The 25,021-nt window shown below is 30.9% G+C and carries 24 protein-coding genes, 1 riboswitch and 1 other annotated feature; of the genes, 1 reads left to right on the forward strand and 23 read right to left on the reverse strand.

The window, feature by feature from the left end; all coding sequences use genetic code 11:
- Nucleotides 1-112: 112 nt before the first annotated feature.
- On the forward strand, nt 113-1,828 hold the full coding sequence (locus bsdtw1_RS22540; RefSeq protein WP_183279908.1) for a methyl-accepting chemotaxis protein: 1,716 nt from the start codon (nt 113-115) through the stop codon (nt 1,826-1,828).
- A 179-nt stretch (nt 1,829-2,007) separates the two neighbouring features.
- On the opposite strand, the gene bsdtw1_RS22545 is transcribed toward bsdtw1_RS22540, so the two are convergent.
- The 23 genes from bsdtw1_RS22545 to bsdtw1_RS22655 form a co-directional block, all read right to left on the reverse strand.
- Nucleotides 2,008-2,565 (reverse strand): nucleotidyltransferase family protein, encoded by a 558-nt coding sequence (locus tag bsdtw1_RS22545; RefSeq protein WP_183279909.1) that lies wholly within the window; start codon nt 2,563-2,565, stop codon nt 2,008-2,010.
- Entirely contained in the window at nt 2,555-3,289 is a 735-nt protein-coding gene (locus bsdtw1_RS22550; RefSeq protein WP_183279910.1) for a DUF1361 domain-containing protein, read from the reverse strand. Before bsdtw1_RS22550 ends, bsdtw1_RS22545 begins: the two co-directional genes overlap by 11 nt.
- Before the next feature lie 279 nt (nt 3,290-3,568).
- Nucleotides 3,569-4,480: a PLP-dependent cysteine synthase family protein gene (locus tag bsdtw1_RS22555; protein ID WP_183279911.1), complete on the reverse strand. Its 912-nt coding sequence runs from the start codon at nt 4,478-4,480 to the stop codon at nt 3,569-3,571.
- A gap of 39 nt (nt 4,481-4,519) precedes the next feature.
- Complete coding sequence (locus bsdtw1_RS22560) at nt 4,520-5,665, reverse strand: trans-sulfuration enzyme family protein (protein ID WP_183279912.1); 1,146 nt, start codon at nt 5,663-5,665, stop codon at nt 4,520-4,522.
- Nucleotides 5,666-5,955: 290 nt separating this feature from the next.
- The gene (locus tag bsdtw1_RS22565; protein ID WP_183279913.1) at nt 5,956-6,582 is read right to left on the reverse strand and encodes a class I SAM-dependent methyltransferase; all 627 of its coding nucleotides are present in this window, start codon (nt 6,580-6,582) and stop codon (nt 5,956-5,958) included.
- A gap of 119 nt (nt 6,583-6,701) precedes the next feature.
- Nucleotides 6,702-6,950, reverse strand: a binding site (T-box leader).
- A gap of 81 nt (nt 6,951-7,031) precedes the next feature.
- Entirely contained in the window at nt 7,032-8,504 is a 1,473-nt protein-coding gene (locus bsdtw1_RS22570; protein WP_183279914.1) for an LTA synthase family protein, read from the reverse strand.
- Nucleotides 8,505-10,090: 1,586 nt separating this feature from the next.
- Nucleotides 10,091-11,470, reverse strand: coding sequence for a VanW family protein (locus bsdtw1_RS22575; protein ID WP_183279915.1), 1,380 nt, complete (start codon nt 11,468-11,470; stop codon nt 10,091-10,093).
- 188 nt (nt 11,471-11,658) lie between these two features.
- Nucleotides 11,659-12,087, reverse strand: a complete 429-nt coding sequence (locus bsdtw1_RS22580; RefSeq protein ID WP_183279916.1) for a hypothetical protein — start codon at nt 12,085-12,087, stop codon at nt 11,659-11,661.
- A 203-nt stretch (nt 12,088-12,290) separates the two neighbouring features.
- Entirely contained in the window at nt 12,291-12,608 is a 318-nt protein-coding gene (locus bsdtw1_RS22585; protein WP_183279917.1) for a hypothetical protein, read from the reverse strand.
- 292 nt (nt 12,609-12,900) lie between these two features.
- Nucleotides 12,901-13,239 (reverse strand): arsenate reductase family protein, encoded by a 339-nt coding sequence (locus bsdtw1_RS22590; protein WP_183279918.1) that lies wholly within the window; start codon nt 13,237-13,239, stop codon nt 12,901-12,903.
- A gap of 32 nt (nt 13,240-13,271) precedes the next feature.
- On the reverse strand, nt 13,272-13,766 hold the full coding sequence (locus bsdtw1_RS22595; protein WP_183279919.1) for a hypothetical protein: 495 nt from the start codon (nt 13,764-13,766) through the stop codon (nt 13,272-13,274).
- Nucleotides 13,767-13,960: 194 nt separating this feature from the next.
- Nucleotides 13,961-15,256: a homoserine dehydrogenase gene (locus bsdtw1_RS22600; RefSeq protein WP_183279920.1), complete on the reverse strand. Its 1,296-nt coding sequence runs from the start codon at nt 15,254-15,256 to the stop codon at nt 13,961-13,963.
- Between the two features lie 34 nt (nt 15,257-15,290).
- On the reverse strand, nt 15,291-16,610 hold the full coding sequence (locus tag bsdtw1_RS22605) for an aspartate kinase (RefSeq protein ID WP_183279921.1): 1,320 nt from the start codon (nt 16,608-16,610) through the stop codon (nt 15,291-15,293).
- 215 nt (nt 16,611-16,825) lie between these two features.
- Nucleotides 16,826-17,713, reverse strand: coding sequence for a homoserine kinase (gene thrB, locus bsdtw1_RS22610; RefSeq protein WP_183279922.1), 888 nt, complete (start codon nt 17,711-17,713; stop codon nt 16,826-16,828).
- Between the two features lie 8 nt (nt 17,714-17,721).
- On the reverse strand, nt 17,722-19,203 hold the full coding sequence (gene thrC, locus bsdtw1_RS22615) for a threonine synthase (RefSeq protein WP_183279923.1): 1,482 nt from the start codon (nt 19,201-19,203) through the stop codon (nt 17,722-17,724).
- Between the two features lie 154 nt (nt 19,204-19,357).
- Nucleotides 19,358-19,449, reverse strand: a riboswitch (glycine riboswitch).
- A gap of 466 nt (nt 19,450-19,915) precedes the next feature.
- Nucleotides 19,916-20,110 (reverse strand): DUF6440 family protein, encoded by a 195-nt coding sequence (locus tag bsdtw1_RS22620; protein ID WP_183279924.1) that lies wholly within the window; start codon nt 20,108-20,110, stop codon nt 19,916-19,918.
- Nucleotides 20,111-20,164: 54 nt separating this feature from the next.
- Nucleotides 20,165-20,743, reverse strand: coding sequence for an RHS repeat-associated core domain-containing protein (locus tag bsdtw1_RS22625; RefSeq protein WP_183279925.1), 579 nt, complete (start codon nt 20,741-20,743; stop codon nt 20,165-20,167).
- Nucleotides 20,659-21,084, reverse strand: coding sequence for a site-specific integrase (locus bsdtw1_RS22630; protein WP_244638242.1), 426 nt, complete (start codon nt 21,082-21,084; stop codon nt 20,659-20,661). The genes bsdtw1_RS22625 and bsdtw1_RS22630 overlap by 85 nt, the downstream gene beginning before the upstream one ends.
- Nucleotides 21,085-21,314: 230 nt before the next feature.
- Entirely contained in the window at nt 21,315-21,821 is a 507-nt protein-coding gene (locus bsdtw1_RS22635; RefSeq protein ID WP_183279926.1) for a hypothetical protein, read from the reverse strand.
- Between the two features lie 20 nt (nt 21,822-21,841).
- On the reverse strand, nt 21,842-23,425 hold the full coding sequence (locus bsdtw1_RS22640; protein WP_183279927.1) for an RHS repeat-associated core domain-containing protein: 1,584 nt from the start codon (nt 23,423-23,425) through the stop codon (nt 21,842-21,844).
- A 122-nt stretch (nt 23,426-23,547) separates the two neighbouring features.
- On the reverse strand, nt 23,548-23,694 hold the full coding sequence (locus bsdtw1_RS22645; RefSeq protein WP_183279928.1) for a hypothetical protein: 147 nt from the start codon (nt 23,692-23,694) through the stop codon (nt 23,548-23,550).
- Nucleotides 23,695-23,957: 263 nt separating this feature from the next.
- Nucleotides 23,958-24,347: a hypothetical protein gene (locus bsdtw1_RS22650; protein ID WP_183279929.1), complete on the reverse strand. Its 390-nt coding sequence runs from the start codon at nt 24,345-24,347 to the stop codon at nt 23,958-23,960.
- A 13-nt stretch (nt 24,348-24,360) separates the two neighbouring features.
- Nucleotides 24,361-24,975 (reverse strand): DUF4291 domain-containing protein, encoded by a 615-nt coding sequence (locus bsdtw1_RS22655; protein WP_183279930.1) that lies wholly within the window; start codon nt 24,973-24,975, stop codon nt 24,361-24,363.
- Nucleotides 24,976-25,021 lie beyond the last annotated feature (46 nt).

Here is a 25,021-nt window from a genome sequence, read left to right on the forward strand (position 1 = left end):
TTTTTAACTTTTCTTCTATTTATTTGAATTTAAAAAACTCGATAATTATGATAATATATTTATAATAACATTCGGCAAAAACATACAAACAACTTAAGAGGGGGCAATTATTTTGAAAAGGAGATTAAGTTCAATCAAACTTACCACTAAAATTACTTTTATCTTTGTGACACTTCTAGTACTGCTATTAATAATCGGATTAAGTGAAATCTACAATCTAAGATCTGTAAATAACAATTTACAACATATTTATTCCGTTAATATGAAAGCAATTCAAGACGTAAGAACTCTTAGAGAAAATGTTCAAGAATCTCAAGTCAATACTCTTCTAGCTATGGATGAAAGAAATAAATCAAATCTATCTAGATATAACGATGAGATTACTGCCATTAATTTAGAAAACAGTACCATACTTCAGCAATATACAAAGTCAGTAACAAGCAGCAAGGAAAAATCACTACTTAAAGACTTAACTATGATGTTAGATGATTATATTAAGTCAAGAGACGAGACTATAGACTTAATAAAAGAAGGCGATTACCAAAGGGCTAAAGATATTATAACAACTGTTACCTTAAAAAGAGATTCCGTTGATAATGTAATTAAAAACATAGTACAATTCAATCAGACCGAATCAAGACAAGCGTATGATGATTCAAGAAGCACCTATAACCTTTCAATAACTCTTACATATATAGTTTTAGGAGTTTCCTTAATCATTACGGTAATATGTTCGCTATATCTCAGATCATATATATCTAGAAAATTAAAATCAATAATCTCATTTACTGAAAAACTTAAGAACGGAGATCTATCAGACACACTTAAAGTGAAAACTATGGATGAATTCGGTAAAATTGAAGATTCCTTAAATGCAACCGTACTCTCTTTAAGAGATGTGATTTCAGAGATAAGCAATAGTGCAGTTAATCTAAGCTCATCAAGTGATGAATTGTCTGCAACAATGGAAGAAGTAACTTCAAAAGTAGATACAATAAACGAAAGCATACAGCATATAGGCAGTGGTGTTCAAGAATTAACTTCAAGCATCGAAGAAGTAAACTACTCTACAGACAAAATAGCTTCTCAAGTTACTGACCTAGGATCAGATGCTGATCATAGTTATAACTCTGCTAAAGATATCGAGTCGAGAGCGACTAGCTTAAAGAATAACTCAACTGAATTAGTGAAAAATTCAAAAGAACTTTATCAATCCAATCAAGAGGCTGTACTAAGCTCAATCGAGCAAGGTAAAGTGGTCTCACAAATTAAGCTAATGGCAACTACTATAACTCAAATTGCAGATCAAACCAACTTATTAGCGCTTAATGCTATGATAGAATCAGCTAGAGCAGGTGAAGCAGGAAGAGGATTTGCTGTTGTTGCAGGAGAAATAATAAAATTAGCAGATAGTTCAATGTCTGCAGTAAAAAATATAAATAAAGTTACAGATCAAATAGAATTAGCTTTTAAAAGCCTATCAGATAATGCTACTAACATACTTAAATATATAGAAGATATAGTTACTCCTACCAATGAAGAAATGATAAACATCGGATATCAATATGGAGACGATGCAAAATTGGTTGCAGATATATCAAGAAAATTCCACCAATCATCATACTCTATAAAAGGAATCGTAGAAAAGATAAATAGAGAAATCGAAAATGTAAGTGCTATGTCTCAACAGACAAACTCTTCTTCTCAAGAAATAATAGAGAGTATCTCTGAAGCTGCCGCTGCAATTGAAGAAGTTAGTAGGACTGCTATGTCACAGGCTGAGTTAGCTCAAAAATTAAGCATATTAACTAGCAAGTTTACACTTTAGACTATTATCAGCTTATACCTTAACCAGAATGCATTTTAAATCAAATAATAGAACCTCGAAAATTTTTCGAGGTTCTATTATTTTAATTTTACCTGCTATTTAATCATTATACTAAAATTAAACAGTTATCCATTCTATTTTAAAAAAGCCCTTAAAAATAGCCTAGCTTTAATTTATACTTAACTTTTGTTACCTACAAATCTATTAACATTATTGACAACCGATTCTGGTAAAGGCTGCGTTAAAGCTCTTTTCAAAAGTTCGTAATGATTAACACCATTCTTAACAAGATATTTTTCAATCATATCAACCTTATTTTCTCTTCCTGGCATTAGTTGATATAATACATACCAATCTTCCAAAGAACTTAGAGGTAATATAACCTCGTCTATTTTTCGATATTCAACTATAGCTGCTTCATCAATTTTTAGTCTATAATCTCCATAATGGTGAGCTACCCCAAAGTTACACATTATATCAACTGATGTATCTCTTACTATATAAGTATAAAAATACTCAGTTAGATATGGATATTTTTTCTCCTTTGCTTGCTCGGTTCCAATCGTGTCAAATATATCTTTTACTTTCATTATATCTTTCTCATCGATAACTATATCAATGTCATTAGGACTACTAACTATCCCATGGAAGTATAAAAGTACCGATGACCCTATCATCCATCTTACTTTTTTCTTGTTAAGCTCGTCAGCAATATAATATAAATCATCAAATTTCAAAATTCTCTTCTCCTTCTATAAAAATATTATCTTTCCGTATAGCATGATTTATTATGTATATAACAAAAGTAAATATGCCAAATAATATTGTAAAGTTAAAACTCTTTCTATTAATGTTATTTACTAAAATAACTATTATATTCTTTGGATTCGTGATAACATCCCAACTATTCCACCTTATGAAACGTCCTAGGTATATAGCAAAACCACTTATCATATTTATAGAAAACACCATGACCCATGAAATTATCTTTCCATATCTTCTAGTAGATAATTGTTGAGCCTTATTCAAGGAAAGGAACCCCACAACATATCCCAGCCACGCGCCAATGGCAATATTGACAAAATCAACCCATATCTTAAAATTATCATTAAATAATATCTTGTTGGTTATTGCATAATTTGGATGGATAGGCTTTGCTAAATAGTACTTATTACTAACTATGTGTATGAAGTCTGTAATCATATATGGTGAATTGGGATAAAATAACAGCCAAACTATCCATAATATATAGTTTATAAAAATTACTTTGCTAGTCTTATTCTCTTTATTTATCTTTATTATACTATCCATAACTTCTAAAGGGACCCAGGCCAAAAACAAATTCCATATCATAAATCTAGGTCCTTTATAAGGGCAAAAGATTACCCATAAAGAATATACTACCGTAACAATTCTTAATATGTTTTTTGTTGTCATTATATTATTTTCACTAGTATTCAAAATATCACTCCAGTATATTTTAGTATTTTATTTGTGAATTAAATTCTAATCTAACAGCATAAAGATAATGATCAATTATCTACTAAACTTAATCACTTTCTCAACCTTACAGTTAGCCTTAGCAACTAACTTATATTAAAATCATTAAACTACTATAGAACAAATTATACATTAATAGATTATTGATATGTTTACGTAATGATTAAAATTGGAAAATCTGGGACAAAAAAAATTACAGAAGCTATTAATCTTCTGTAATTTTTAATCACTATAAAGTTTTTAGTTATAAATACCTTTACTTAGGTACCTATCTCCTCTATCAGGGAATATAGTAACTATATTTCCCTTATCTATAGTCTGTGCAAGTTTTAATGCTGCTGAAAGCGCTGCTCCAGATGAACTTCCTACTATTATACCTTCCTTATATGCAAGTTCCTTTACTAATTTAAAGGACTCTTCATCGTTAATCTTTATTATTTGATCAACCAAATTCATGTCCATAGTTTTAGGTATAAAATCATTACCTATTCCTTCTATATTGTAGCAACCAGCTATTCCACCACCCATAGTCGACCCCTCTGGATCTGCCAGTATTCCTTTTATATTCTCATCCTGTTCCTTAAGATATCTTACTACACCACTGTAAGTGCCCCCACTACCAGCACCTGCTACCAAATAATCTATATTTCCATCTAAAGCTTTGTATATTTCAGGCCCAGTAGTTTCATAATGAGCAAGTGGGTTATATATATTTTCAAACTGCTTAAAGCTAATAGAATCTTTTGTAGTTTTTAAGAGCTCTTCCGCTTTCTCAACTGCCCCTAACATGCCAAGCTCTCTAGGAGTGTTTATAACTTTAGCACCAAGTGCTCTCATAAGCATTTGCTTTTCTTCAGAAAACTTTGTAGGCACCACAAATATAATATTGTACCCTTTATTAATTGCAGCCAAAGCTACTCCGAGTCCAGTATTACCAGCAGTGGCTTCGATAATTGTATAGCCTTCTTTTAGTAACCCCTTATCTTCTGCAGCTTTTATCATATACTCTCCAATCCTATCTTTTACACTTCCGCCTGGATTGTAGTACTCTAGTTTTGCAAATATATTTACTCCTTCTTTTAAATTAAAATGATTTAATTTAATAATAGGCGTATTACCTATAAGCTCTCTTATATCATTTATATACTCCACATTAATCCCCTCTTTAAATTGTTTATCAATAAGTATTTCTTATATCTTAGATTTATTTAAAGCACTCTGTATATCTTTAATTAGATCATCTTCACTTTCTATTCCTATTGAAAGTCTTATTAAGTTATCAACTATACCAACCTTTTGTCTAATTTCATAAGGAATTGATCCATGAGTCATAGATGCTGGATGGCAAACTAGCGATTCCACTCCACCTAAGCTTTCTCCAAAGGTTATTATATCTAGAGACTCAACAAATTTTTTATAATCATATCCTTCTTTAAGCACAAAAGATATAACTCCACCAAATCCACTTGCTTGCTTTTTATGAGTATCATGTCCTATGTGACCTTCAAGTCCTGGATAAAAAACCTTCTCTATTTCTTCTCTATTATTTAGATATTTAGCTATAACATCTGCATTCTTATTATGTCTATCCATTCTAACAGCCAAAGTTTTTATTCCTCTTATTAGCAAGAAGGAATCAAAAGGAGCTAATACACCACCAGTTGAATTTTGTATAAAATGAAGTCTCTCACTTAACTCTTCATTATTAACAACAACTAAACCAGCCACCAAATCACTATGTCCACCTAGATACTTAGTTGCACTATGAACTACTATATCAGCACCTAATTCTATAGGTCTTTGAAGATATGGAGTCATAAAAGTATTGTCTACTACTGTTAGTATTGAATTTTCTTTAGCTATCTTAGAAACAGCTTCAATATCTGTTATATCCATTAAAGGGTTAGTTGGAGTTTCTATAAATATAGCTTTTACCTTATCATCTATACTTGCTCTAATTTCTTCAAGATCAGTTGTATTGACAATGCCATAACTTATATCAAAGTTCTTAAACACTTTATCAAGAACTCTGAAAGTTCCACCGTAAAGATTGTTTGATATAAGAAGCTTATCTCCTGATTTAAATAATGAAACAACTGCAGTTATTGCTGCCATTCCAGAAGCAAATGCATACCCTGCATATCCTCTTTCTAGTTCAGCTATTAATTTTTCCACAGCTTCTCTAGTTGGATTTCCAGTTCTTGAGTATTCATATCCTTTATTCACACCAAATCCAGGTTGTTTATATGTCGAGGTTTGAAATATAGGCACATTAACCGCTCCTGTTCTTTCATCTCCATCTATTCCTCCATGTATTAACAATGATTCAAAATTCATAATTATTTCCTCCTAATTTTTAAGTATCCTTGTACATCAACTTTTAAGCACAAGAGTAAGTGTTTTATAGTTTTATTATATTTTTATATTATAAAAAATTTCGTATTACTTTTATTAAACTAGCTCTTTCAAAACTTATATGTAAATTTATTTACTAGCGTGTTACCTATAAGTACTATATATATAAGTATGTACCACTTCATCATCAAGAAGTATCTTTAGATTTTGACTTAACTTCATTCAATCTAATATTATAGATATATTGAAGTGGTACATATTTTACTTTACATTTATTTCTTAATTGCTGTTGCCATAAATATACCTGGGTTGGTGAATTCACCCTTACTTGAATAACCTTCGCATCTTAGCCCAGTATCTTCTATCTTTATAGATGTGAATCCAGCACTCTCTAGCCATTGCCTAATCTGCTCTTCAGTAAAACCTAACCATTCGTCATACATCTCTTCTCTAGCCCATTCACCATTGTGCTGGTATACATCAGATATCAAAACAGTTCCGTCTTGCTTTAATACTCTATACATTTCTTTTATAGCCTTTTCTGCATCTACTATGTGGTGCAATGCCATATTTATAAAAACTCCATCTATTGATTCATCAAATAGTGCTAAGTCATCTAAAGAAGATTTTATTGGATAAATATTTCTAAGCTCTACATTATTAGCTGAAGCTTTTAGTTCTTTCAACATGTTATATGATCTGTCTAAGGAGAATACCATTGCTGATTCTTGAGCAAGTCCCAATGAAACAAATCCTGTTCCACATCCTAAGTCAGCTACCACTTTATCTTTAATATTAAATTTTGCTACTATTCTATCTCTTACCTCATCCTTGAAATATTCACTTCTCATAGTATTCCACTTGTTTGCTATACTATCAAAATACTGATTAGAATTCATATTATCTTCTCCTTTCAAAATAAAATTATTATCTCAACAACCATAATTGCTCTTATACAAAGGTAATAAAAAACACAAAATAAATCTTTTACACTAAAAAAACTCCCACCTCTAACATATATAGAGGCAGAAGTTATATTCCGCGGTTCCACTCTAATTAACCTTAAATAAAATTAAAAGGTTATCTCCGAATTCAGGTACTTTACCATACCCTAACGCTTTAACGAGCGTACCCGCTACCGTCTACTATAGTTCGAGGCAGAGCTCAAAGATGCATTCACATAAGGTTTACTAAAAATCTCTTTCAGCCAAGGAGATCTATCTCTGATAGCTAAGCTTATGTTACTATTTCTTATCACAGCAATTTCCTATTAATCTTATCAACTTTCTAGGTTATATTATTATAATATGCTGACACTTGAATTTTGTCAACAAAAAATATTAAAATTTTAATCTTCATTTAGATATTGGCTACCAAATAACAAATCATATTGTATAAGCTTATAGTCCTTTACCAACTCTTCATTTTGAATATCTTTTCCATTCAAATGATTTTGCAAATAAGGATGCTCCTTGTTTAATCGCTCAAGTATATTAAAATATATTGGATAAGACACTCCAGATTCTTTTAATATATGTAACGACAATTGAGCTGGAGATATTTTTGAAGCAACTGGTGAAATGTCTTTATAGTTAGACCATATAGCTAATGGGGTAATATAACTATTGATATCGGTATCTATCTTCTCCTTATCATTGAAGTAATTGAGTGCATTATACACATCATATACACCTATTGGTTTACCTAGTCTTGGAAGATGATCTCCAAAATAGTAAACCAATGTAGGTTTATCAGAGTTTTTTAAACTACTAATAAGCTTTTGAAATGCTCTATCTGCATCATAGATACCTGATGCATAGTTACTTAAAATAGACATCTCTGCTTCATTCAAATTTTTTGATGATGTTTTAACCTCTAGCTTACTATATTCGTTTAAGTAAGGATCATGATTCTGCATAGTTACTGCAAATATAAATTTAGGCTTATCACCAGAAGATATTTGATTTAGTATCATATCCATTAATTTTTCATCAGCTATATTAGTACCTTTAAAATCTTTTTCTTTATCAAAACCATCTATATCTATAAATCTGTTAAAACCCATATATTTATAAACCTTATCTCTATTATAAAAGGTCTTATCATTAGGGTGTATCGCTACAGTGTCATAATCGTTTTTGTTAAAAACAGATGCAATGCTAGGGGTAGGTCTCCTCAAATATACATTATAAGGTATTACTCCAGGGTTAGTGAAATAATTACTTAAACCTGTTAAGGCCTCAAACTCTACATTTGCTGTTCCTCCACCAAATACTGGAGATACTATGGATCCTTTAATATCCTTTCTTACATTCTCAACTATATCTCTATCAAAGGTAACTCCCTTAAGTTGTGTAGCATCCCAAAAACTTTCACTCATAATAACTATTACATTAGGTTTCATACTCACCTCTGAAGAAACCTTAATATCATTACATTTACTAAGCTTATCTATCACACTTGTAATACTCTCTTTAGAATACCCTTCTGGCTTATCAGATATATATTCATCATAATCTTTTATGAGAAAAAAGTTTTCAACAAATAAACCATTGTCTACTGCTTCTTCTTTACCTGTATACCATGACTTACCAATACCTAAATCAGATAAATATTCCGAATTATCTAGTATGTATATATTCATTGCAAATATTACTAAAGCTAAGATTAGCATATTAAACCTTGGCTTTGGTGCTAAACTTTGCACAATGTATTTTCTAAACTTAATTGCCAATATAATTAATAAAATAGAGCTCCCTGCTATTCCTATAACTGTCCGATAATTAATATATCTAATTCCAATCATAAAAGCATCTTTCATCAAGTATACTTCCCATGGATAAAAGGGTTCATCAAAAAAACTCAGCTTAACCATATTCGCAATAAGAATAATACTAATTAATAAATAAAATGTAATTCTGCCTAAGTTTTCTCCTAATAAAGAGATTATAACTATATATACCATAAGCAGAATCATGAGGTTTATTAATTGATGTATATTAAGAATTTTATTCAAGTCAGTAATCAACTGTTTTTTTAAAATACAATCGCTAAAATAGACTATAAAAGCTGTAAAAATTAATTTTGAATTTATTGATAAAATCAAACTTTTTTTATATTCACGTGGCAAATCTGTGAAGTGCGATTTCTTCTTTTGTATACTACTAAAGATTCTATAAACTAAATAAGATATTGAAATACATAGACTGCTATATATGAGCCAAATAAAAAGAGTTAGTAATAAAGTCTTTATATCACTGTTATACATTTTAAATATAGACATATTCTGAATAACACTATATGAACCCTCAATTCTAAAAATACAATTAAGGAAAAATACATCAAAAGGTATGCATAATGCAATTAGGATATCTTGTAGTATACTTTTACTAAAAGAATCATCCTGTAAAATATGCCCTAGTAAATAAATAGGATAAAATACAATTGTAAATATAGGAATCTTTATATACATTAATGAAGCTAGATATATAGTTGCAATACTAGTTACAAAAGATATTAAAAAAAGTTCTTTGCTTTTATCTGTAAACGTAGTTATAAGGCACCATACAGCATATGATATTAAAAATAAATTAAAAAAATATAACTTATTATATCCTACTAATACATTTGCCAATATACTTAACAATAACAGGAATATTATGAGCTTTTTATCTAAATGTAATTCTACAGTACCTACCATAAATGTAAGAAATATTTCACCTGCTATAATGGATAAAATCATTCTTGTATCAGTAAAACTAAAGAAATTTATATATGATATACTGAGAAACAAAAAAGATACAATTAAGTTTTTTATATTTGCTCTTATCCAGGCTACCATTCATAAAGCACTCCTTTTTTATAACTTCCTCTATATAAAGTGCCCAACTATAACATTATTATCCATTCAATTATCTAGGTTTAGCTAATTTAAGAACTTCATATTTTCCCAGATAATAGAAGAATCGCTGAAGCGACTTTCTTCAGTGATCTTTTTTGCACATCTGCCTTTTCTGAACGCAGTGAAGAAATTCTGGCAGGTGACAAATTCTTATTTTTTATTCTTTGGCTATGTTTTAAAAAGCTGTGGGTTTTAGAAAGCTTTTAAAATCAAGTTTTTTGCTGATTGATTTTAAAATAGTGTCTTATAGTTTCGTTAAATATAACGATTATCTCTAATCATGATATTAAAAACCCACATTATTTTAAAACAGCGCCTATTCTTTAAATCATATTATGTTTTAAGTCATTACTCATATTTATTCAAAGGTATAATTGAGTTATAAATTCCTAAAGAATAAAAAAATCGCTAAGCGATTTCTTAGCGATTTATCGTGCAGCTAGCTTTCTCAATATACATGAAGAATGACTAACGAGCTACATTTTTCTTTTTATAATTAATCTCCATTATTCTCTTTTAGTTCCTACCCGTCTTACCCCATCCTTTTTGATATAGGTATCATAAGCTACAGCTTCCCTTGCCACTTCTTTCCCATCTTCATAAGTAACTAGATAAGACTTTACCTTATAACCATCAATTGGTTTTTCATCCATTACTACTTGACCCTCTGGAAGAGTCGGATCATTTACTTCAGTAACCTTAGCAGGAATTACAGTAGGTTCATCTGATACCAAATCGTATCTCTTGCTACCCAATCCAGCTTTGCTACCATATATATTAAAACTTACAGTTCTTCCACTTGTCACAGCTTCTATGTAAATAGGAAAATCATACGTATTTTTGAACTTATAATCTAGATATCCCCAAGTCACTGTGGCATCAAGTCCAAGAGGTGAATAAGTAGCCTTAAAAGAATGATTATGCCTTTCTACTGCTTTAAGATTGGCCCTCATAGCAGCTCTATACAAAGTTGTAGATACCTGACATATGCCGCCTCCAACATCATCAACTACTTCATTATTTTTATAGATTGGAGCCTCCATATAACCCTTTTCTTGAGTTCTTTCACCTAATGTTGCATTATAACTAAAAATATCTCCTGGCATAACTATTTTTCCGTTGCAAGCCTTTGCAGCTATTGCTATATTATTAGCTCTAGCTTCAGTTGAGGTAGAATAATCTGTTGAGAATGAAGACAAAACTCCATCAATCCTTGACAGCTGCTCTTTAGTAATTTTTGCATTAACTAATTGTATCTCACCATCAATCAATATATCCTTATTCCAAGCTCCAGTTAATGCTTCTTTCAAATTTTTATCAAGTAATTCCTTATTTAAAACAACGCCACTTCGCTCTTCATTTATAGTTATCGACTGATTGATTATATTTACTGAAGCATCTTTAGGTTTTCTGTCTATCTTAGAAGCAATACTTTTCTCAAATTTATTTAATTCTTCACTATCATATTTAAAATTGAGATTTATATTAGTTGCCTGACCACCTTTTATTAACCTTTTTTTATCTAGAAGTCCTTTATCTTTTCCATAATTAAGAGCTTCGTTCACAGCAGCTACTATATCATACTGTGGTTTTATTGTTTTATAATCTAACTGAAATTTCTTGTCCTGAACTTTTACAATTATCTTTTTATCACCCAAAATTTTTTTAAGTTCATCATTTAATAATTCCACTGCTTCTGACTTTGACTTACCTGACAAGTCTAGTCCTTCTATCTTCACTCCACTATATATTTTAGTATCCCATTGTCTTACGTAATTCTCAATGGAATACCAATATGTAATAGCTAAAGTTACGACAACAATTACACCAGCAGCAGCAATTATCAACGCTCTCATATTATTATTTTTTCTAGCTCTGCTTAGCATATAATTTTCCTCCGTTAGTTCGGCTACAAAGTTTCAACTTAAATCCTTATGCTTGATATATGAACCTTTTAAGATTTTTACTTATGAAACACAAACTTCGTTTGAAACAATATTACCTGTATGTAATATTATTACAGAACTTAAGAGAAAAATATTCCTTAAAGGTAGATTTATAATTTGACAAATTATTAAATCTTCCCCTTGTTATTAAATATATCCTTTATAAAATCATTATATTGAGGTTGTGATATCATATAGCTCTTTTCTCCACAAAAGAGCAAATATCCATTCCTGTAAGGATACATACTAAAATAACTTTTTGATTTTAAATATACATCCAACGAGTTCGTAACACCTTTAGGATCAGGCCCATTGTACTGTTGAACATTGTCTCCAGAAGTATTTATTAACCCTATTAAGGTTTGCACTTCATCTTTAGACAAAACTCTTGCCGATATATCAGCATAAGAAACTTCAACCCTATCTATCTTATCTTCAGTAATATTTTTTACCTTGTAAAAATCATATTCCTTTTCCTTAGTCTCGCAACTTACTAATCCTAAACACATAACTAGTAATATAATTCCATAAATAATTTTAACATTTATTTTTTTCAATTTTAATCACCACACAAATAACACTTCAAATATAATACGAAACAAAAGGAATATAGTTACACAAATATATAATATTTATAAATAATTTTATATATTAAAAATTCGGTTATATTTACCTGAGGGTAATAATTATGAAAATAATTTTAAACACATCAACTTCCTTTAGGCAAAGATCAATCCTACTGACATTTCCTAACGTTAAATCAAAACACCAAATCAAATATTATTATAAGAGTTAAAAGAGCAAGTACAAATATAGCAGAATTCTTTCCAGCCTTTGCCCACAGATGCTCTTCATATTTATCCCCAATAAAATACGCTATTACTACCATAGCCAAAGCATAGAATAAAGTATAATGAACTCCTACACGACCCCTAGACCAAGCCTTGAGACCAAATGAATCTAATATAAGATCTCCAAGCACTATATTATTACCAAAACTAAAAGATAGAATAAGTGCTAATACTAACATGATTGGAGAACAAGTTCCTATACCTGCCCTTTTTCTTACTTTATCCAAGTTACTCACCCGCTTCTATTAAGCTATTTTAACTTTGTAAACTAGTATAGTTTCTAAATGATTTATTGGTTATATTATCTTCTAAAATGGATTTAATATGCTATTAGTTACAAATACTATCACATTAATACTGATATCTATAACATTATAGAATATTTGGTATAATATTACAATTACTTCCATATAATTATCCGTGAAAATAAAAAATAAAAAAATCATTATTAAACCTTATCAAAAATGTATAACTATATATTATAATCTTTGATAAAAAGTCTAATAATGACTTATCTCTCTATTCCCAATCTTCCCACACCTTAGGTTCATAACCTACAGTTGCAAGTTTTCCATTTCTAACAATAGGTGTCTTATACAGCTTAGGGTTATTTAAAAGTATTTCTTCTTTTACGCTATTATTAATAATACGGTGTAAATTTAATCTTTCATAATCCTTACATTCTTTATTTATTAGATTACTTAGACCCACAGCATTCCTTACCGTTTCCAACTCTCTCTTCCCTAACCCTACCATATTTAAATCAATAAATTGATACTTTATCTTTCTTTCTTTGAAATATCTTTCTGCTTTCTTGGTATCAAAGCACTTCTTCACTCCGTATATTTGAATATTCATATTCACTTCTCCTGATTAACTTCATAATATGCTTAAGATTCATTTATTCTACCGCAAATAGTTTCTTGAATCTCATCGTCTATTTTACTTATATTTCTTATCTTATAGCTGTTTTTACTTCTTATATATTTAACATTAACTATATATTCTTCTAGCATACCATTTTTATTTACAACTAACTTTACGGTTCCGCATGGATAATCTACATTATCTACCTTAACTTCTTTGCATCTTTCTATCCTTACGCCATTCGCTCTTTGCTGCTTGAGTTTTTTAATCCAGTTGCCTCTCTTATTGTCCTCATTTAAAGTAATATTACTTTCCTTATCTATTCCGCCATAATCTAAAAACACAAAAGCCTCTTCATATTTCTCTTCAATTATATTATTAAAGAACTGTTCGGTTTTATATTTTAGAGTTTCTTTTTCACTCCTCTTTATTACTGGGTATCCAACAGCAAAGATAGCTATTAATAACAATATACTTACTATTTTTTTATTATCTCTGAGCCTCTTGTAAAGGTTCATATAAATCTCTCCTAAGGTTTATTTTATATATAATAATTTACAGAATCTTTTTACAAATATAGTTAATACTAATATTTCATATTAAACAATTATTGTCAATATATATAATTTTTTTATCGATCCTTAGTTGTTTTTACAAAAAACAAATCCCCAGAATATATTTTTAATTCTGAGGAATCATTTTAGGTAATATTTTATTTCAGTCCGAGTTTCTCTATTCTTATTACATTTTCAACTTTCTTTATTATATCTAAATCATTAATTTTTTCTAAAGATTTATTTATTCTTCCCTCTAAAGTATCATGAGTCACAATAACTATAGAAACAAGTCCCCTATCTTCTCTTCTAGCTTTTTGTATAAATGACGCTATACTTACTTGCTCCTGTCCGAATATGGTAGCTATCTCGCCTAAAACACCTGGCATATCCTTTACTGTTATTCTTAGATAATACTTAGCACCTATATTATCCATCGGAGCTATTTCTTTGTCCTCATATCTACTTGTTATTATACTTGCTCTATCTCCATCATTTCTTAGCACAGATATTATATCTCCAACTACGGCACTTCCTGTTGGAAGCTCTCCTGCTCCTCTTCCATAAAGCATAAGATCTCCTACTGCATTTCCTTTTATAAATATAGCATTAAAAGAGTCATTAACATTTGCTAGAGGATGTATTGACGGAATCATTGTTGGATGTACCCTAAGTTCCAGCTTTCCATCCACTTCTTTAACAATAGCAAGTAACTTAATAACATATCCAAGTTCTTTAGCGTACTCTATATCCTTTGAGGTAATTCTAGTTATTCCTTCTCTATAGATGCTATCTACATCAACATTTGTCTCAAATGCAAGAGTTGTTAATATAGCAAGCTTATATGCAGCATCATAGCTTTCTATATCTGATGTTGGATCCGCTTCTGCATATCCTTTTTCTTGCGCTTCTTTCAGAGCATCCTCAAAGTCCATTCCTTCTAATGTCATCTTAGTTAAGATATAATTTGTAGTACCGTTTATTATTCCTATAACTTCTTCGATCTTGTTTGCAGTTAAGCTTTCATTGATTCCATGAATTACAGGTATTCCACCAGCTACACTAGCCTCAAAATTCACTATAACTTCATTCTTTTCAGCTTCTTCAAATATTTCTTTTCCATTAGTGGCTATGAGTAGTTTATTAGCAGTAACTACATGCTTTCTCTCTTTTATAGCTCTTAATATATAGTCCTTTGCAGGCTGTAAACCACCCATTACCTCAACTATTATCTTAATGCTGTCATCGTTAAAAATTTCTTCAACATCAGTTGTAACAAGCTCTTGTGGCACTTCCACATCTCTTGCTTTATTTTTATCTCTAACTAGTATCTTTGCAATCTCTATATCGTACCCAGCTCTTTTTATAATAGCTTCTCTATTAGTGTTTAATATATTCCAAACACCCTTACCTACATTACCTAGCCCTAATAATGCAATTCTTACTTTTTCCATTATAATTCCCCCTCTTCAATGTATTATTAATTGCTTATTTAACGAAAGCACCATAAATAGCTCTATAAGCCTTTTCAAAATCTCCGTTTTCCACACCAATTATTACGTTTATCTCACTAGATCCTTGGTTTATCATTCTTACATTAACATCTGCTTCCGAAAGACTTTTAAATATATTAGTAGCTACGCCTTTAGTTCTATTCATCCCCTTACCAACAGTAGCTATTAAAGCCATGCTAGGATGAACCTCCACAGCATCTGGATTACACTGTCTTTTTATCTCTTCAAGTATAATCTCAAGCTTATCTGCTACCTGACTCTCCTCTATAACTAAGGATACAGAGTCTATTCCTGATGGCATGTTTTCAAAGGAAACCCCGTTGCTTTCAAGTATTGTTAAAAGCTTTCTGCAAAAACCTTGTTCAAGGTTCATAAGCATCTTTTGAATTGCAATTACAACAAAGTCCTTCTTACCCGCTATACCTGTAATTGTATCTCCATAGGTTTGAACTCTCTGTTCATCAACTATGAAGGTTCCTTTGTCTGAAGGTTTATTAGTATTTCTTATATTTATAGGTATACCTACATCTCTAACAGGGAAAATACTCTCTTCATGAAGCACTTTTGCTCCCATATAAGATAGCTCTCTAAGTTCCTTATAAGTTACATATTCTATAGACTTTGGATTCTCAACTATATTAGGATCTGCCATTAAGAATCCAGAAACGTCAGTCCAGTTCTCATAAAGCTTAGCACTAGTACATCTTGCTATTATTGCTCCTGTAATATCTGAACCTCCTCTAGAAAAGGTCTTTATTTTTCCATCTGGTGTAGCTCCATAGAATCCAGGTATAACAGCCTTTTCTACATTTTTTAGTCTTTCTCTTACAGCAACTTCAGTAGCAGCCATATCTAAAGTGCCAAAATGCTTAAACTTTATTATCTCTGCAGCATCAACAAATTCATAATTTAAAAATGCCGCAAGTAATAATCCATTTAAATATTCTCCTCTGCTAGCAGTGTAATCTGCTGAAGCACCTTCTTCTATCTTTTGCTTTATTTCCTGAAGATACTTTTCTATATCAATTTCCACCTTAAGATCTACGGCCAAAGTCTTATATCTATCTTCTATATGCTTAAATACATCTTCAAAGGATATTTCATTCTTTGCATGCTCGTAGCAAAGATATAATAAGTCAGTTATCTTATAATCCTTTTTAAATCTCTTTCCTGGTGCTGAAGGCACAACAAATCTTCTTCGTGTATCCTCAATAACAATATTTTTTACTTTATTAAACTGTTCACTGTCTGCTAGTGAACTACCTCCAAATTTAGCTACAACTATATCACTCATACTTTTCCCCCTAATTATTCATAAACTTGCTATATTGCTTAAACAAAATTAGTTCATATAGATGTATCACTTCATTATAAAATTTATATTTTCAAATTCTCCTCTCAGAATCCAGAGGAGTTTTGAAAATAGCTTTCAGATTGAAGTGATACATCTTTAAATACAATAAAATTAATATCATAATAAAATATAAAATTATCTTTTAAATTCAAATATTATAGACTCAAAACTATAGCCCCATCATTATCGATATCCACTTCTAACACCTGCCAGTTATTTTTAAGTGTATCTAAATAACTTTTTATATTTGTAGAAAAGTCTTTATCATCTTTTCTCAGCATAACCATGATTGTTGGTCCAGCTCCACTTAAAAATACAGCTAAAGCATTTTGCTTACTGCATTCATTTTTTATATCATAAAAGTTTTCTATAAGTCCTGCTCTATAATCCTCATGAAGCTTATCTTTGCAAGCAACCTTAAGAAGATCTAAATCACCATTTGATAAAGCAGATATCATAAGAGCTACTCTGCCTATATTATAAACACCTTGCTTATAATCAATACTCCTCGGAAGTACTGCTCTTGCCTTTTCAGTAGATAGTTTAAAATCCGGTATCAATACACAAAGCTTAATATCTTCTTTTATATTTATTTTGTTATATATAGTCCTATCCTCTTCTGTCACTGAAACAGTCATCCCACCATATAAAGCAGGAGTTATATTATCAGGATGACCTTCCATCTCTGCTGATAGTTCTAAAACTTCTTCTTTACTTAAAGGACTTCCAGCAAGTTCATTTGCAGCTAATATTCCACCAACTACACAGGCTGCACTACTTCCAAGTCCTCTCGATACTGGTATATCACTTTCAATTTTTATACTTAATCCTTTTGGTTTATATTTAATCTTATCAAAGCACTTTTTCATAGCTACATATATTAAATTATCTTCGTTCTTAAACTCTTCATCGCAACCTTCAAAAACAAGTCCTTCTTCTATTTCTTCTACCACAAATCTATTGTATTTCTTTACTGCTATTCCAAGACAATCAAACCCCGGTCCTATATTTGCACTTGTTGCAGGAACTCTAACCTCTACCATATCATCACCTATAAACCTAAAAATTCTTTAATTACAGTTCTCATATTTTCTTTATTACATGTTGCATTATGAATTACTGGTTTACTTTCTAAGTTCAATATGCCTTTAGGTATCTTAATATCAAAATTCTTAGAAAGAGTTTCTACCATCTGAAAATCTGAAGCTTCTTTCTGCTCAAAATTAAGAGCTTCATTAACACTTCTTGGGAACTTAAAAGGACTAGCTGTTGATGCTATTACCGTTACAGCATCATCCTTTGTTTCATTTTTATATTTTTCAAAAACTTTATAAGCAACAGCAGTATGGGTATCTATTACATATCCTGATAAGTCATACACTTTTCTTATTGCTTCAACAGTTTCTTCTTCTGTTGCAAAGTCTCCGTAGAACTCTTTAAGTCTATCTTTCATAGCTTCACTTACTTCATATCTACCTTCAGTCTTTAATTTACTCATAAGATTACTTATAAACTCTGAATCCTTACCACTTATCTCATATAAGAATCTCTCTAGATTACTAGATATTAATATATCCATTGAAGGAGAATTAGTAACTACGAACTCTCTATTTCTATCATAAACACCTGTATTTATAAAATCAGTGAGTACCTTATTCTCATTTGAGGCACATATAAATCTTTCTATAGGCAATCCCATATTTTTAGCATAAAAAGCAGCTAGTATATTACCAAAATTTCCTGTAGGTACTACAACATTTATTTTTTCTCCAGCCTTAAGCTTTCCTTCTTTTAATAAACTTACATATGAGTATACATAGTAAACTACTTGAGGTATTAGTCTTCCTATATTTATAGAGTTTGCAGAAGATAGCATATATCCTTTATCCTCTAACTCTTTATTGAAATCATCATCCCCGAATATATCTTTCACTCCATTTTGAGCATCGTCAAAATTTCCTTCTATACCCACGACAAAAGTGTTATCCCCTTCTTGAGTTACCATCTGTCTTCTTTGAATTTCACTTACTCCATCTTTTGGGTAAAAAACTATTATCTTAGTTCCATCAACCTTTGCAAAACCTTCAAGTGCAGCCTTACCAGTATCCCCAGAGGTAGCAGTAAGAATAACTATATCCTTATCTATTCCTGTTTTATTTGCTGCTGTCTTAACAAGGTATGGAAGTATACTTAAAGCCATATCTTTAAACGCTAAGGTCTTTCCATGGAAAAGCTCTAAAAAATATGCTCCCCCTGCGTATTTTAATGGTGCTATTAGAGGATTTTCAAACTTTTCATCATAAGCCCCATCTATGCATGCTTTAAGTTCTTCATCAGAAAAATCATCAAGATATTTCTTTAAGATATAAAATGCTAACTCCTTGTAATTCATTTCTTTTAGTTCATCAAAAGATTTTTCTATCCTTGGAAAGCTCTCTGGAACAAATAAACCTCCATCTTCAGCTATGCCCCTAACTATAGCTTCTGAAGCTTTAACCAAATTTTCTTTTCCCCTTGTACTTTTATAAAACACTATTTTAGCCCCCTTTAGGTAATTTAAATCGCTTCTTGTATTATATAAACAAAAAGAGACTAGTATTAAACTTAGTCTCTGGAAATACGGCTTTTGATATTCAAATAACTCAAAAAAAGCTTAATAAGCTAAAAAAGTTAAACTGAATACAATATCAAAATCCCCTGTCCTTTTACCTGAGAGTTTCACCACATCTTTATGGCTTTCCCCTTCGGTGCTCCATTGAGTCTCTCCAGAGGTTCGTCCAATAACGGTTTAATCCCGCTACCTTCATCCGAATCTATAAAATTATTGTAATTATATATCAAAATATTCTAACAAGTCAATAAAATAGTCAGAAATATATGAATTTAATAGATATACCATTTTATTAATTGTTTTCAATAGGATATTTGTAATCGAGGATGGAGGTTATTTATAAAATGGTATATCTATCCTTAGCATATAATCTAGTATATGTTTCGTTGCTATAGATGTACCACCTATTAATAAAACTGATACCTTATCAGCTGGGACTTACTATATACAGGTTGTAGGTTATAACGGAGCATACAGTACTACAACACCTTATAAGTTAACAGTTAACTAAGACTATCTAATTTAAATTTTTTATATACACAACAAAAACCATGCATACAGGAACACTATCTCCTTGTATGCATGGTTTTATTTATAAACAAATCTTCAAAACTTATATACTTATCTATACCTACTAAACTTCAGTTATTAATATCTTCCCATCCTTGTCAAGCACAGGTGTAACTGATAAACCTTCTGTACCTTGAGTTATCATATAATTAACCCCTGTCTTTGAATCTTGTACCACAGTAATACTCATAAAATTTATCATTTCATCTGAGATAATATTAAATCTTTTTTCTTTTTCATTTTTATTATTTCCAAACATAATATTCTCCACCCTTTTATAATTTCTATTTAATATATCTTTTATGGATGTTAATTATTCCATAAAACTCAAGCTTACTAAAATGAATAGTCTTCCACTTTCAGGTTCATAGTATCTTGCTCTTAGATATTCTAAACCGCTAAGTCTATTATAATCCTCTCCATTATATCCATAGAAGTTTTCATAATGAGTTGCATTACTTCCCCAGAAGCCCCCATGCTTTACTTGTCCATATGGGTCGTATCTATATTTATCTCTCACTTGTCCTAAAGAATTGGTCGCATCTGATACACTGCCTCTTCCATCGTACAAGTAGAATAATGTATCGGTCTTAGCATCACTATCTGGCGATAGTTTATCTATTGATATTCTGTCTAATCCATAAGTATATGCATTAGTGTAGTTTCCATCTGCATCTGAAGTCATCAACACTTCTGGATTTTCTAGAGACACATCATTTATATAATTTATTATCTCATAATTTTCTGGAGTGTCTAGTGGATCTTGGTTTCCTGGATTCTTTGGATGGTCTGCTCTCTTGTACCAACCTAAGTGCTTACCATTGTTTCTTTTGTTATCATTTTTCCCTTGTCCATTGTTACCGTTATTTTTTTCGGTTTCTTCTCTAAACAAACCTCAACTTGTTTCTCTGAACCATATGCAATTTTTACTCTATCCTTAGAATTTTCTACAACTATTTCTTTCATATCACCAGTAGTTACTAAGTACCTATTTAATGCATGAATGCTATTTATTTTTTTATTGATTGTTGCCACCTCATAGTTACTCTCTACTAGAAAATTCTTGTAGCTTACTACGTAGAATCGTTGTAAAGCACCATTAAATTCAACTCCTTTAGTTCTCAGAAATTCTATGAAAGCCTTAATGTCACCAACATAGCTTTCTATTGTTTTATGACTCTTACCGTCCTCTATTAGGCGCATCTTAAAATCTTCAATTATTTGACACATCATCTTTACTCCTTTCAATTTCTTTACATGGAAAAAGAGTCAATGCTTCTTCATTAGAAACACTGACTCTTATCATTGTTATAATATATATTTAATTTTTCTTTTAGTTACAGCTCACTGCATTATAATAATTATGCTACTAGTTTTTACTCTTAATCTTATTAAATTATATTAATTACATTAAAACCAGTTTTATGCAGTTACATTATTAAATATTTTGCAGTTACTTTTTATTATTGAGGAATACTTACAAAAAACTCACCGTCTTCACAAATAATATTCCATCCCCTGTTTAAATCATTTGTAGTGCACTCAGAAATCACCCATGAATAATCCATTTCATTGTAATATGAAATGGAAATCGACTTACCACATTTAAATATGATTTTCATATTATCATCCTCAAAGTCAACTTCATCAACACTTGCTTCATCAGTCCATCTTAAACAAGTTAACTCATAAGATAAAACTGGTTCTTCTGGCTCAACTAAATCTAATCCATTTGTTAATTGTTCAACTTTAATATTCCATTCATCTCTTGCACCAAACCACCAATCATTAAGTATTGTAATTTTAACTTCTGTTGGAAGTGGTTTACCATATAATTCAGCATTATTTTCTCTACTAAACTTTAACTCAAAACCAGTATGAAAAGTAAATTCTGTAAAATTTGCATTTTTCAATATTTCCCGTATCACTTCTTTTTCTTTTGAAAAGTCTTTTTTTATTTTATCACTCATAATTTTTCACCTTCTCATTCTTAAGGTCTTTGTCCATGAATATGACCTATTAATTTTCTATCACTTTTAGATACTGCTCCTATAATCCTTTCGCCATTAGGATACACATACGTTCCTGTACCAGGTATAGTATTGATTGTTCTTGGTCCTTTAAATGCACTTGTAGTACCTGGTTGTCCTGGCATTACACGAATTTCCATCGGACCATGTTTCGTATTCATTTGAAATATTTCACCAATCTCACTTGTTTGACTAGTAGGTCCAATTCTTGTAGCACCTGCATTGGTTATACTATTAATCATATCTGTTTGACTAGCATGCACAGCAGTCCCATTAGAGGTTGCTATAAAGTCTACTCCTCCTGAACCACCTGAACCTTGTGCCGCTTTTGCTAATTTTTCCTCGGCATCTAACCACCTCTGTGATTTAGCTTGTGTACCCACCTCAGATATCTCATCAGCATTCTTCTCTATTACTTTAGCTAAATCTAATGCCTTTTCTCCATCTTTTGCTACATCAAGAGCATTGTCGGCAGTCTTAATAATTTCAATTGCATTTTCACCTTTTTTTGCTAGTTTGGCTAATGTTGCTCCGCTACCGGCAAATGGTATCATTGCTGCAAAGCTTAGAGCTGCATCAGACTTATTTCCTCTTGCTAAGGATATTACTCCATTAGCTCCGTCTAATAGGTCTCCTACACCTGGTACAAATCCTGCTAAATCTAAGCCTAATTGAACTCCATCAAGTATTTGTTCTTTATACTTGTATGCTTGACTTGCTACATACTTAGCTCCTTCACAGCCCTTCTTTACTGTCTCTATGGCCTTTCTTACTACTTCATTTGGATAGTTTATAGTAGAAATTACTGGCTTTGCTAGTTGTACTACCTTATTTGCTGTATTACTTATATCTCTTTTAGCTGATGAAATCTTTTCCTCTACCTTTGACGCATAAGACTTCACTGTTTGTTTTCCTGAGTTATACCAGCCACTAACAGTATCAGCCACATAGTTATAGGCATTCTTAACATTTGTCCAACCAGTAGACACCGCATCTTCCACATAAGATACTGCTTTGGATGCATAACTTGATACAGTATCAACTACATTACTAGCAAAACTACTCACAGCTGATGCCGCCTTATCAAGCCAGCCTGGCCAATGTCCACTTGGGTCGGTATACATCATAGGGTTATTTAACGCATATGCATACCTATTTAAGGTTAGTGGCTGCATTACATCCCCTAGGTAACTGTCTCTTGTTAGGAATCTTCCACTTTCAGGTTCATAGTATCTTGCTCTTAGATATTCTAAACCGCTAAGTCTATTATAATCCTCTCCATTATATCCATAGAAGTTTTCATAATGAGTTGCATTACTTCCCCAGAAACCACCATGATTCACTTGTCCATATGGGTCATATCTATACTTGTCTTTTACTTGTCCTAAAGAATTGGTTGCATCTGATACACTTCCTCTTCCATCGTACAAGTAGAATAATGGATCTGTCTTAGAATCACTATCTGGCGATAGTTTATCTATTGATATTCTATCTAAACCATAAGTATATGCATTAGTATAATTACCATCTGCATCTGAAGTCATCAACACTTCTGGATTTTCTAGAGATACATCGTTTATATAATTTATTATCTCATAATTTTCTGGAGTGTCTAGTGGATCTTGGTTTCCTGGATTCTTTGGATGATCTGCTCTCTTATACCATCCTAAGTGCTTACCATTATTACCTTTGTTATTGCCTTTTCCATTATTACCATTATCCTTACCATTTCCGTTGCCATTATTTTTACATTCACATTCTTTCCATCTTCCTTTAACTGTATCTTGAACCTCTGTACCAATTCATTTAGCATACTTATTTACTCATTTCATTGTTTTAAGCATAGAAAAAAGGCTAACGCCTTTTTATCAACGTTAGCCTTTATTATTACTATAATATATCTTTGATTTTTACTTTTGTTACTGCTTACTGCATTTTCATTATTATGCCACCAGTTTAATTTTTATTTTACTTATAATCTGATTACACTTTCTCAAATTAATAGCCTTAAAATAAATTATGTGGTTAATTATATGACAATTTTGCGGTAACTTGATATTTATCAAATCTTTCTCCTTATAATATATCACTAAAGTAGTACTTTAATGCCCGTGATTCCCAATACATTTCTGGTTCTATTCTTTTCTCAATTAAGAACTTTAGTCCCTCTTTAGATTTTATCTTACCTAATGCAACTAATATATGGCATGCTATACTGTCTAATTCATCCTCTTGTATCCTTAATAAATCTTTTTCTACATTTTTTAGTAATATAGTCTCAAATCTTGAAATCCAATATGCTGCTTCCATTCTAGCATCTCCCGAATAATCATCAACAGCAAATTCAATCAAAATATTTAATAATTCACCACTATTAAGATTTTTTTCAAAAAAATCCTTTGCATCAATTTTTGAATGTACTGAATCAATTAATAAAACCCTTATTCTATCTTTACTTAAATCCATATTACTCACCTTTCTATCTCATTCCTAGTATATGTCTTACATTTTCATCAACATGATATTCTTTTTCATTTGGTAGTAAGCCTATGTCTAGCGTATTATTATCTTTTAATTCTTTCAACTTTTTTACATCTTCAGTAATATCCGTAATCTTTTCAATCCATTTATCAACATACACATTTACCATTAATCCTTTAATTCCTAATTGGATTGCTCTTCTTTCAACAGCATTACCATATATGTCCCTGTCGGGGTCCCATTGACATCTAACTAATGAAAAGTTTAACTTATCCTTCCACTCATGATGTGTACAATAAACTTTTTCATTATACGTAGATAATACTGCATTTAAAATAATATTATCAAAACCTTCTCTCGTTATATCTATTGCTAAAATTCTTTCTTGGTCAATTTTTGTTCCCCATCCTGACCTATACATCATCCAAAGGAATGATGTCTTTATCCATGTCATTCTATCCATTTTGAATGAACTTCCAAACTTACCCAGGCTTAACGCTTCATCAGCAATTCTATTATTATAGGCTTGGTATATTCTAATTGTAGTTTCATCATAAGTTGCTAATATTCTTCTCTCCTTATGAATTATTTCTTCTTTCTGTAATTGATTCATTTAATTTAAACCTCACTAAATTTAAATGTAATTCCTATGTAAAGTT

This window comes from Clostridium fungisolvens (genome assembly GCF_014193895.1).
GTDB lineage: Bacteria > Bacillota > Clostridia > Clostridiales > Clostridiaceae > Clostridium_AR > Clostridium_AR fungisolvens.

What these genes read in the sequence shown, in the direction of transcription:
- bsdtw1_RS22560 (WP_183279912.1), bottom strand. Translation starts at nt 5,665, where the DNA reads ATGAATTTTGAATCATTGTTAATACATGGAGGAATAGATGGAGATGAA.
- bsdtw1_RS22565 (WP_183279913.1), bottom strand. Translation starts at nt 6,582, where the DNA reads ATGAATTCTAATCAGTATTTTGATAGTATAGCAAACAAGTGGAATACT.
- bsdtw1_RS22570 (WP_183279914.1), bottom strand. Translation starts at nt 8,504, where the DNA reads ATGAAAGATGCTTTTATGATTGGAATTAGATATATTAATTATCGGACA.
- bsdtw1_RS22575 (WP_183279915.1), bottom strand. Translation starts at nt 11,470, where the DNA reads ATGCTAAGCAGAGCTAGAAAAAATAATAATATGAGAGCGTTGATAATT.
- bsdtw1_RS22590 (WP_183279918.1), bottom strand. Translation starts at nt 13,239, where the DNA reads ATGAATATTCAAATATACGGAGTGAAGAAGTGCTTTGATACCAAGAAA.
- bsdtw1_RS22595 (WP_183279919.1), bottom strand. Translation starts at nt 13,766, where the DNA reads ATGAACCTTTACAAGAGGCTCAGAGATAATAAAAAAATAGTAAGTATA.
- bsdtw1_RS22600 (WP_183279920.1), bottom strand. Translation starts at nt 15,256, where the DNA reads ATGGAAAAAGTAAGAATTGCATTATTAGGGCTAGGTAATGTAGGTAAG.
- bsdtw1_RS22605 (WP_183279921.1), bottom strand. Translation starts at nt 16,610, where the DNA reads ATGAGTGATATAGTTGTAGCTAAATTTGGAGGTAGTTCACTAGCAGAC.
- thrB (WP_183279922.1), bottom strand. Translation starts at nt 17,713, where the DNA reads ATGGTAGAGGTTAGAGTTCCTGCAACAAGTGCAAATATAGGACCGGGG.
- bsdtw1_RS22620 (WP_183279924.1), bottom strand. Translation starts at nt 20,110, where the DNA reads ATGTTTGGAAATAATAAAAATGAAAAAGAAAAAAGATTTAATATTATC.
- bsdtw1_RS22630 (WP_244638242.1), bottom strand. Translation starts at nt 21,084, where the DNA reads ATGATGTGTCAAATAATTGAAGATTTTAAGATGCGCCTAATAGAGGAC.
- bsdtw1_RS22635 (WP_183279926.1), bottom strand. Translation starts at nt 21,821, where the DNA reads ATGAGTGATAAAATAAAAAAAGACTTTTCAAAAGAAAAAGAAGTGATA.
- bsdtw1_RS22640 (WP_183279927.1), bottom strand. Translation starts at nt 23,425, where the DNA reads ATGACTTCAGATGCAGATGGTAATTATACTAATGCATATACTTATGGT.
- bsdtw1_RS22645 (WP_183279928.1), bottom strand. Translation starts at nt 23,694, where the DNA reads ATGCTAAATGAATTGGTACAGAGGTTCAAGATACAGTTAAAGGAAGAT.
- bsdtw1_RS22650 (WP_183279929.1), bottom strand. Translation starts at nt 24,347, where the DNA reads ATGGATTTAAGTAAAGATAGAATAAGGGTTTTATTAATTGATTCAGTA.
- bsdtw1_RS22655 (WP_183279930.1), bottom strand. Translation starts at nt 24,975, where the DNA reads ATGAATCAATTACAGAAAGAAGAAATAATTCATAAGGAGAGAAGAATA.